Source organism: Bradyrhizobium sp. RT6a (assembly GCF_040547675.1).
Classification (GTDB): domain Bacteria; phylum Pseudomonadota; class Alphaproteobacteria; order Rhizobiales; family Xanthobacteraceae; genus Bradyrhizobium.
Genome location: NZ_JBEPQC010000004.1, coordinates 174,677 through 185,000 on the forward strand (window position 1 = coordinate 174,677; position 10,324 = coordinate 185,000).

Sequence of the window (10,324 nt, forward strand, 5' to 3'; positions counted from 1 at the left end):
TCGTTTGGAGTGCCTTAGAGGGCTCCAGGGGCAGGCCGAGGGAAACCACGATATGAACATCGACAAATATACCGAACGCTCCAGAGGCTTCGTCCAGTCCGCGCAGTCGCTTGCGGTGCGCGAAGGGCACCAGCAGTTTTCGACCCTGCACGTTCTGAAAGTGCTGCTGGACGACAATGAAGGCCTCGCTGCCGGCCTGATCGACCGCGCCGGCGGCAATTCCCGCGCAATCCTGAAGGCGACCGAGGACGCCCTGAGCAAGGTGCCGAAGGTCTCAGGCGGCGGCGCCGGCCAGATCTATCTGGCGCCCGAACTTGCCCGCACTTTCGACGCGGCTGAGAAGGCCGGCGAGAAGGCCGGCGACAGCTTTGTCACCGTCGAGCGGCTGCTGCTCGGTCTTGCCTTGGAGAAAAACAGCGAGGCGGGCGCGATCCTGGCCAAGGGCGGCGTCACCCCGCAGAACCTCAACGCGGCGATCGAAGCGCTGCGCAAGGGCCGGACCGCGGACTCCGCAACCGCCGAGAACGCCTATGACGCGCTGAAGAAATATGCCCGCGACCTCACCCAGGCGGCGCGCGACGGCAAGCTCGATCCGGTCATCGGCCGCGACGAGGAGATCCGCCGCACGATCCAGGTGCTGTCGCGCCGGACCAAGAACAATCCCGTCCTGATCGGCGAGCCCGGTGTCGGCAAGACTGCCATCGCCGAGGGCCTGGCGCTGCGCATCGTCAACGGCGACGTGCCGGAGAGCCTGAAGGACAAGAGGCTGTTGTCGCTCGACCTCGGCTCGCTGATTGCAGGTGCAAAATATCGCGGCGAGTTCGAGGAGCGGTTGAAGGCCGTGCTCCAGGAGGTGACCGGAAGCGAGGGCAATTTCGTCCTGTTCATCGACGAGATGCACACGCTGATCGGCGCCGGCAAGGGCGATGGCGCGATGGACGCGTCCAACCTGCTCAAGCCTGCGCTCGCCCGCGGCGAGCTGCACTGCATCGGCGCGACCACGCTCGACGAGTACCAGAAGCACGTCGAGAAGGACGCGGCGCTGGCGCGGCGTTTCCAGCCGATCTTCGTCAGCGAGCCTTCGGTCGAGGATACGATCTCCATTCTGCGCGGGCTGAAGGACAAATACGAGCAGCACCATGGCGTGCGGATCACCGATTCCGCGCTGGTCGCCGCCACGACGCTGTCCAACCGCTACATCACCGACCGCTTCCTGCCGGACAAGGCGATCGACCTCATGGACGAGGCGGCCGCGCGGCTCAAGATGCAGGTCGATTCCAAGCCGGAAGAGCTGGATTCGATGGATCGGGAAATCATCCGGCTGAAGATCGAACAGGAAGCATTGAAGAAAGAGAGCGATGCCGGTTCGAAGAGCCGCCTGCAGACCTTGGAGAAGGAACTGGCCGACCTCGAGGAGAAGTCCGCGGCGCTCACCGCACGCTGGAGCGCGGAGAAGAACAAGCTGTCCGACGCCCAGAAGCTGAAGGCCGAGCTCGACGGCTTGCGGGTCGAACTTGCCAACGCGCAGCGCCGCGGTGAATTCCAGAAGGCCGGTGAGCTGGCCTATGGCCGGATCCCCGAGCTCGAAAAGCAGCTTGCAGACATCGAGGCCAAGGAAAACTCCGGCGAGATGATGGAGGAGGCGGTCACCGCCAACCATATCGCGCAGGTGGTCTCGCGCTGGACCGGCGTGCCCGTCGATAAGATGCTGGAAGGCGAGAAGGACAAGCTCCTGAGAATGGAGGACTCGCTCGGCAAGCGCGTCGTCGGCCAGGCCGAGGCCGTGCGTGCGGTCGCGACCGCCGTGCGCCGTTCCCGCGCGGGGCTGCAGGATCCGAACCGGCCGACCGGCTCGTTCATGTTCCTGGGGCCGACCGGCGTCGGCAAGACCGAGCTGACGAAAGCGCTCGCCGAATATCTGTTCAACGACGAGACCGCGATGGTTCGCCTCGACATGTCCGAGTACATGGAGAAGCACTCGGTCTCGCGGCTGATCGGCGCGCCTCCGGGCTATGTCGGCTATGACGAGGGCGGTGCACTGACCGAAGCGGTGCGGCGCCGGCCCTACCAGGTGGTGCTGTTCGACGAGATCGAGAAGGCGCATCCCGACGTCTTCAATGTCCTGTTGCAGGTGCTCGACGACGGCCGCCTTACCGACGGCCAGGGTCGCACCGTCGACTTCCGCAACACGCTGATCATCATGACCTCGAACCTCGGTTCGGAGTTTCTGGTGAACCAGCCGGAGGGCGAGGACACTTCGGCCGTGCGCGAGCAGGTGATGGGAATGGTGCGGGGGCATTTCCGCCCCGAATTCCTCAACCGCGTCGACGAGATCATCCTGTTCCATCGCTTGCAGAGGAGCGAGATGGGCCGGATCGTCGAAATCCAGTTCGCGCGGCTGCAAAAGCTTTTGACCGATCGCAAGATCGTGCTGACGCTCGACGCTGCGGGCCGCGACTGGCTCGCCGCCAAGGGCTGGGATCCCGCCTACGGCGCACGGCCGCTGAAGCGCGTGATCCAGCGCCACGTCCAGGATCCGCTCGCCGAGATGATCCTGGCCGGCGACGTCAAGGACGGCGACAGCGTTGCGATCTCGTCGGAAGGCAACGTGCTGACCTTCAACGGCAAGGCGCCGCAGACCGCGGAGATCGCCCAGTTCGAGGCGCCGGTGTCGAAGCGCAAGCTGAACTGATCGCCGGCATTCGAAGCCTGAAGCCACAAGCCGCCCCGGAGATGTCGACCTCTCCGGGGCGGTTTGTCTTGCGGGTTGTTGGCGAACTTACTGCGGGGACTTATTTCTTCGTGACTTTGTAGATCGCGTTCTCGATGTCAGAAGAGAAATAGATCGTGCCGGATTCCCCGATGCCGACGCCCGTCGGGATGTGGGTTGGCAGTCCTCCGGGCGCACCCGTCAGGCCGATCGGAAGATTGGCGGCGATCTCGGTGACCTTGCCGGTCTCCGGCGCGATCTCGATCAATCGCTTGGCACCGACCTCCGCCACGATCAGCTTGCCGTCCCTGGCGCGTGCGATCCCCTCGGGCATTTTCAGGTCCTTGGCGAGCACGGTCTTTTCGCCGTTCGTCTCGATTTTGGACACGACGCCCGCGAAGGCTTCGGTGACAAAGACCTCGCCGCTCGATCCGCCGACGAGCCCGACCGGGCCTTCGAGGCCGCCGATCAGCGGGGTGCGGTCCTTGCCGTGCTCGCCGCTGACGCGGACCAGCGATTTGGTGCCAAGCTCGGCCACCAGAATGCTGCCGTCCGCGAGCACGAGCGCGTCGTGCGGCGCCTTGAAGCCGTGCAGCATGTCGCGGGTGGCGCCGGTCTTGCCGTCGATCACCTGAACCGTGCCGGTGAACCAGCTCGACAGCACCACATCGTTGCCCTTCGCGGTCGCGTTCATCGGATATTCGAGCGTGACGCCGGCGGCGTGCATGCGGGCTTTCTCGATGACCTCGCCGGTCGCGCCGTCCACCGTGCGATAAGCGAACACGTCGGCGACGTGGATCGTATCCTTGCCGCTCTCTGACGTGACGCCGATGCCGCCGGGCAAAGCGAGCTTGCCGATGATGACCTGCCGCGCCTGGCCGGTCGCCGGATCGACCTCCTGAATGCCGTTGTCGGCCATGTTGGAGACGTAGATTCGGTCCTTGTCGTCGATCGCGAGATTGTCCAGCGACGGCTTCAATTGCGCGACCATGGTCTTGGTGCCCGACTTGGGATCGACCCGAACGAGCTGGCCGAGCGCGGTGTCGACCACCCAGAGATTGCCCTTGGAATCGAAGTTCACCGCGGCCGGGACCTTGAAGCCGTCGGCGACGACGGTCAGCTCGGCCTTGTCGACGTCGACCTTTGCGACCTGTCCCTTGAACCAGAGCGGACCGTAGAGCTTGTCGTCGGGACCGAACTCGAAGCCGTTGAGGCCGCCCATCTTCTCCATGATCTGGCGCGGCGGTTTGACGCCCTCGACGTCGATCTCATAGAGCGTGTCGCCGAGGAACACGGTGGTGGCGTACAGCCTGCCGTCCTTGCGGAAGGCGAGCGAATTGATACCGGGAAGGCCGCTGGCGAGCTTCTTGATCGGGCCGTCGCCCTTGCGCGAATAGAGATCGCCGGCCAGGAATCCGGTCCAGGCCATGGTGCCGTCGGGCGCGAACGCGATGTCGTCCGCCATTCCGATCGGAGCGGGGATTGCAACCTTGGCGGTACCGGCGGCGATGTCGACCTCGTAGAGCGCCGCGCCCGCGACGCTGCCGGCAAACAGATGGCCGGCCTTGTCGATCGCAAGCCCGTGCACGCCGTGGAACGCCGAGCCCGGGACGAGCCGGGTGACCTCGTAGTTTTCGGCCGAAACGCCGGTTGCGGAGACAATCGCAGCGACGAAGGCTGCGCAGGCGAGCCTGTTCTTCATGGCGAGACCTCCCGTTTTTTGGAAAGTATTCGCTCCTCATTCCGCTTTGGCAAACGAAACTTGACGTTGTGACGCCGCCAAGCGGGCGTCGCGCGACGACGTGAAATCCAGATCGTGTTTGAAGTCCGGATCGTGTTTGAAGATGTCCGGCCGATCTCGGCCGGTTCGCCGACTTTAGCGGTTGGTGACCTGCAGCGGACCGCCGGTTGCGTCTGACATCCGGGCGATCGCGCCGGCGCGGCCGCTCATCATGCCATCGAGCCGGTCGCGCTCCTTCTCGAAGCCGGCCAGCATCGGCCCTTCCAGCGAGCGGCCGCGCGGCAATTTTACGCGCAGCGGATCGACGAAGCGGCCGTTGACCAGGATTTCGTAGTGGACGTGCGGGCCGGTCGACGCGCCGGTCGAACCGACGAAGCCGATCACCTGGCCCTGCCGCACCTTCTTGCCGGGCTCCATGCCCTTGGCGAAGGCCGACATGTGGCCGTAGGCGGTCTCGTAGCCGTTGTTATGCTTGATGCGGATGTATTTGCCGTAGCCGCCCTCGGGGCCGGCCTTCTCGATCACGCCGTTGCCGGAAGCGAAGATCGGCGTGCCGTAGGAGGTGGCCCAGTCGACGCCGGTATGCATCTTCACATAACCGAGGATGGGGTGACGGCGGCCGCCGAAGCCGGAGCGCATGATGGCGTTGTTGACGGGCTTGCGCACCAGGAACTTCTTCGCGCTCTTGCCGGTCTCGTCATAGTAGTCGACGACGCCGTCGTCGGGGCTCTGGTAGCGGTAGTATTTCTTGGTCTCGCCGCCGAGCGTGAGCGAAGCGAACAGCACGTCGTTCTTTTCGCTCGCGGTCACGCCTTCGTCTTCGCCGGCGTAGAACACGTCGAATGAATCGCCCGGCGCCACCTTGCGCTGGAAATCGACGTCGTAGGAATAGATCTTGATCATGTCGTCGATGACGGGCATCGGCACTTTGTTGCGCATCGCGGTCTCGTAGATGCTCTGATAGAGCCGCACGCCCGTGCCGTCATCGTCGTCATCGTCGTCGCTGTTGGCGTTCGCCGCCGCCTCGGCGACGGTATTCATGCTGGAGACGTCGACCGCGACGTATTTGCCGAGATCGGACAGCGCCGCGATCGCCTCGACCATGGTCTCGTTGGCGATCACGACGCGGTAGGGCTGCAGACGGGCGCCGGGGCTTGCGGGCGCCATCAGGATGCGCAGCTTCTCGCCTTCCTTCAGGCCGCCGTCGCGGCCGCGCGGACCGAGTGTCGCGGTGATCGCCTTGATCTCCTCGGCCGTGGCGCCGAGATCGCGCAGCACGCCGGCGACGCTGTCGCCCTTCTTGACCACGTGGACGCGTTCGCCGTTGGGATTGCCGCCGGTGATCTGTTCCTTGGTCTTCGGCAGCAGCGTGACGTTCTCCGGCACCACGCGCGTCTCGAAGCCGGCATAGGGATCGGACGGCGACACTTCGGTGGCATAGGCGCTTCTGATCTCGGACGGGCCGGTCGCGCCGGAGACGTCGGCCGCAGCATTGGAGAGCGCGGCGTAACGCACCCCGCCATTGCCGCGCCAATTGGCGGCATCGCGCACCCGCATCAGGATGTCGTCGAGCGCCACCACTGCGGAAATCTTGGCTTTCGGCAGCACCTGGGAGAGGTCCTTGGTGACGAACGAGACCTCGGCGTCGGGTTCGACGGCTTCCGGATTGTTCGGATCCTCGGATGCCGTCTTCGGATCGGAGCCGACATCGGTGAGAAGGCGCTGGGCGTTGAACGGCGGGATCTTCGCCGACAGATCGCTCGTCGTCATCGACAGATTGCCGGCGATCCGGATGAAGGGACGTACCCGCATCACGTCGCGGTTGCCGACGCGGGCGACGGTCGAGACGCGCACGATGTTGCGCGAGGCCGTGGATTCGTTCGGGGGCGGCAGGCGGTCGCTCTTGTGCAGCGTCGCGGCGCGATCGGCTGCGCCGAATGCGCCGCGCAGCGCGCCTTCGACGCGCTCCGGCACCTTGGCGAAGGTCATCTCGCCATCGAGCGAAGCGAAAACGGCGCCGCCGATCAGGGCTGCGCCGCAAAGTCCGGTTAGAATCGTCCCGCTGAACCATTGCACCGAGACACGGCGGCGATCGATGACCGCGGCTTCGGAACCATCGACGGACAGCGGCGGCTCGTGGCCGAGATCGATGATCCCGGTCTCACGCCCGTAAGCGCCGCGTGACGTCCTGTGGTTCAACCCAAGTCCCCCAATCAACGACCCGAGAGCCCGATTTCGAGCGCCCGTTCCGAGCTGTCCTGTCTCAAGCCCCTCCTTACGCCGCCCTCTTCGGGGCGTCTCTGGAAAAGGCAAGCCGCATAGGCGTCCGCGGTCAGAAGGCCCAGATGACGGACCGGCCGAAATTACGAACAGCTAAGCGGAAAAAGATCTCTCGATGTGTCTCGAATGTCTGAAGAAGGCCGCTTCATCGGATGATCGCCTTCCTCTGACCCCACACGAACCGCTGGCAGCCCCCACTGGCATCCCTGCGATTCAAGCTTTGTCTGTACCAGAACGCCGGGGGATTGTGGCTCAAGTACGGCGCCTAATATGGAAAAGTTTCGCTAAACGGCCGGGCGCCAGGGGCCTTCCACGGGCGGGCGCCCCTAGCCGCGTCAGGTCGCGACCGAGCCGCCTTCAAGGCTCCTCCATGCCACCTCCGGAGCCCCGTCGGGCCCAAACTTTTTTTGGGTTCTTTCTCCGCGCCGGCCCGATCCAGCCGCTCGGCGCCTCTCTAACTCACTGGAATCGCCAATGTTTTCGCAACAATCCACCGTGCGACGATTTTCTGACAATCGGCGTTGACAACCCCGATGGGTGGGGCCTATAACCCGACCACTGAGCGCGGCGCCGCCGGGTCACTGACCAAGGCGAGCGAACGCGCCACTGATGCTCCTCACCTTGTTGAGTGACACAACAGTCGACGTAAGTCGATTGGAGTTCATCCATCGTCGGTAAGGGTGTCGGAACCCTTCCTCTCTGGAAGGTTGGGGCCTCCTGGTCCCGGGCTGTTTGACAAGTGAAGATGAAGAAAGAGAAACGTGGACGGCGGAGTCCTTGCGGGTCTCGCATTTAAAGAGCTTCGGCTTTTTGAATCGGGGCCGGACGAAAGACTTCGGCGGTACACGTTTTAAGGTTACACCATCGTTGCCAGCGATGTGAATCGCGGGCAGCTCATCGACTTCGGTCGATGAAAAATGGTGGGACCTCGTCAAAACGTTGTGATCAGCCGGTTCAAAGTTCAAGTCCAACTTGAGAGTTTGATCCTGGCTCAGAGCGAACGCTGGCGGCAGGCTTAACACATGCAAGTCGAGCGGGCGTAGCAATACGTCAGCGGCAGACGGGTGAGTAACGCGTGGGAACATACCTTTTGGTTCGGAACAACACAGGGAAACTTGTGCTAATACCGGATAAGCCCTTACGGGGAAAGATTTATCGCCGAAAGATTGGCCCGCGTCTGATTAGCTAGTTGGTGAGGTAATGGCTCACCAAGGCGACGATCAGTAGCTGGTCTGAGAGGATGATCAGCCACATTGGGACTGAGACACGGCCCAAACTCCTACGGGAGGCAGCAGTGGGGAATATTGGACAATGGGCGCAAGCCTGATCCAGCCATGCCGCGTGAGTGATGAAGGCCCTAGGGTTGTAAAGCTCTTTTGTGCGGGAAGATAATGACGGTACCGCAAGAATAAGCCCCGGCTAACTTCGTGCCAGCAGCCGCGGTAATACGAAGGGGGCTAGCGTTGCTCGGAATCACTGGGCGTAAAGGGTGCGTAGGCGGGTCTTTAAGTCAGGGGTGAAATCCTGGAGCTCAACTCCAGAACTGCCTTTGATACTGAGGATCTTGAGTTCGGGAGAGGTGAGTGGAACTGCGAGTGTAGAGGTGAAATTCGTAGATATTCGCAAGAACACCAGTGGCGAAGGCGGCTCACTGGCCCGATACTGACGCTGAGGCACGAAAGCGTGGGGAGCAAACAGGATTAGATACCCTGGTAGTCCACGCCGTAAACGATGAATGCCAGCCGTTAGTGGGTTTACTCACTAGTGGCGCAGCTAACGCTTTAAGCATTCCGCCTGGGGAGTACGGTCGCAAGATTAAAACTCAAAGGAATTGACGGGGGCCCGCACAAGCGGTGGAGCATGTGGTTTAATTCGACGCAACGCGCAGAACCTTACCAGCCCTTGACATGTCCAGGACCGGTCGCAGAGATGTGACCTTCTCTTCGGAGCCTGGAACACAGGTGCTGCATGGCTGTCGTCAGCTCGTGTCGTGAGATGTTGGGTTAAGTCCCGCAACGAGCGCAACCCCCGTCCTTAGTTGCTACCATTTAGTTGAGCACTCTAAGGAGACTGCCGGTGATAAGCCGCGAGGAAGGTGGGGATGACGTCAAGTCCTCATGGCCCTTACGGGCTGGGCTACACACGTGCTACAATGGCGGTGACAATGGGACGCTAAGGGGCAACCCTTCGCAAATCTCAAAAAGCCGTCTCAGTTCGGATTGGGCTCTGCAACTCGAGCCCATGAAGTTGGAATCGCTAGTAATCGTGGATCAGCACGCCACGGTGAATACGTTCCCGGGCCTTGTACACACCGCCCGTCACACCATGGGAGTTGGTTTTACCTGAAGACGGTGCGCTAACCCGCAAGGGAGGCAGCCGGCCACGGTAGGGTCAGCGACTGGGGTGAAGTCGTAACAAGGTAGCCGTAGGGGAACCTGCGGCTGGATCACCTCCTTTCTAAGGATGGTTCTTCAGAAGCTTGCTTCTATCGAACCGTTTTAGAAACATCAGTGGCCAACGGTCGTCAGGATCGTTGAGCTGCATTGGCGGGATTTCGCCGTCTTCGTTTCTCTTTCTTCGCGGACGAACACGCGCTGGGGCTGCAACCTTGCAGAATCCCTGGTCCTTGACTGGATATGCGTTAGGGGCTTGTAGCTCAGTTGGTTAGAGCGCGCGCTTGATAAGCGTGAGGTCGGAAGTTCAAGTCTTCCCAGGCCCACCACACTCATCGAGTGAGCATTCGTCTTCTGGTTACGGGGCCATAGCTCAGCTGGGAGAGCGCGTGCTTTGCAAGCATGAGGTCGTCGGTTCGATCCCGTCTGGCTCCACCAGATGGTTTGATCACCGACTACTCATACCGTCGTCCGCGAAACATCACTTCGCACTTACTAGTCCGGATGGACAGTAAGCTGCGTGATTTCTGACATCGTAAAGAGGAGATCGATCCGAGTTGGATCGGGCAACAAGCAATTGTTGCGCGATACTTCATTATCTCCGGATCATTTCGGCGCTCGTGCGTCTTCCAGGGCAGCTCACAAGGCTGCATCTGAAGACAAGCGAGTTGTAAATGATCCTTTTAGCGAAGCTTGACCGCCTCGCTATCGGAACGATCTTACGAAGCAAGCTGGTCTTTCTAATCATTGTCCGGCTGCAGATAGCGTTCATCGAGGGCGCGTGCCTTAGAGACTTAGGTTTCTTGGTAATTCTGCAGACAACATTCTGCCGAGTGTGTGGACATTGATAATGAGAGCAATCAAGTGCCTTAAGGGTGTTCGGTGGATGCCTTGGCGCTGAGAGGCGATGAAGGACGTGCTACGCTGCGATAAGCCGTGGGGAGCTGCGAAGAAGCTTTGATCCATGGATTTCCGAATGGGGAAACCCACCTTCGATAGCCGGAACTCCAAGACCTCAGTCGAAAGACTGTGGTGTGGGGTTCGAACAGAAATGTGAGATGCCTAAGCCTTTAGATTTCGATCGAAGAGGTTTTGGATTTCCGGTTATCAAAAGAAGGTATGAGACTTCTGAATACATAGGAGGTTTCAAGCAAACCCAGGGAACTGAAACATCTAAGTACCTGGAGGAAAGGACATCAA

Annotated in this window: 3 protein-coding genes, 2 tRNA genes and 2 rRNA genes (1 of these 7 only partly in view); 5 read left to right on the top strand and 2 right to left on the bottom strand. The window is 61.5% G+C overall.

What is annotated here, in order from left to right; translation table 11 throughout:
- Window positions 1–52 precede the first annotated feature (52 nt).
- A complete protein-coding gene (gene clpB / locus ABIC03_RS22610; protein ID WP_354061180.1) occupies window positions 53–2,692 on the top strand; it encodes an ATP-dependent chaperone ClpB in 2,640 nt (879 codons plus the stop codon).
- A gap of 100 nt (window positions 2,693–2,792) precedes the next feature.
- On the opposite strand, the gene ABIC03_RS22615 is transcribed toward clpB, so the two are convergent.
- Both ABIC03_RS22615 and ABIC03_RS22620 read right to left on the bottom strand, forming a co-directional pair.
- On the bottom strand, window positions 2,793–4,412 hold the full coding sequence (locus ABIC03_RS22615) for an NHL repeat-containing protein (protein WP_354061182.1): 1,620 nt from the start codon (window positions 4,410–4,412) through the stop codon (window positions 2,793–2,795).
- 174 nt (window positions 4,413–4,586) lie between these two features.
- Complete coding sequence (locus ABIC03_RS22620; RefSeq protein WP_354061184.1) at window positions 4,587–6,650, bottom strand: peptidoglycan DD-metalloendopeptidase family protein; 2,064 nt, start codon at window positions 6,648–6,650, stop codon at window positions 4,587–4,589.
- Between the two features lie 1,049 nt (window positions 6,651–7,699).
- On the opposite strand from ABIC03_RS22620, the gene ABIC03_RS22625 reads away from it, so the two are divergent.
- The 4 genes from ABIC03_RS22625 to ABIC03_RS22640 all read left to right on the top strand — a co-directional run.
- A 16S ribosomal RNA gene (locus ABIC03_RS22625) occupies window positions 7,700–9,188 on the top strand.
- Between the two features lie 188 nt (window positions 9,189–9,376).
- Window positions 9,377–9,453, top strand: a tRNA-Ile gene (locus ABIC03_RS22630).
- 33 nt (window positions 9,454–9,486) lie between these two features.
- Window positions 9,487–9,562: transfer RNA gene (locus ABIC03_RS22635), tRNA-Ala, on the top strand.
- A gap of 420 nt (window positions 9,563–9,982) precedes the next feature.
- A 23S ribosomal RNA gene (locus ABIC03_RS22640) occupies window positions 9,983–10,324 on the top strand; it runs 2,531 nt beyond the window's last position.
- The 16S and 23S rRNA genes sit together here with 2 tRNA genes alongside, the layout of an rRNA operon.

Bases quoted from the DNA above. Each gene is read 5' to 3' on its own strand.
- clpB (WP_354061180.1), top strand. From the start codon at position 53: ATGAACATCGACAAATATACCGAACGCTCCAGAGGCTTCGTCCAGTCC.
- ABIC03_RS22615 (WP_354061182.1), bottom strand. From the start codon at position 4,412: ATGAAGAACAGGCTCGCCTGCGCAGCCTTCGTCGCTGCGATTGTCTCC.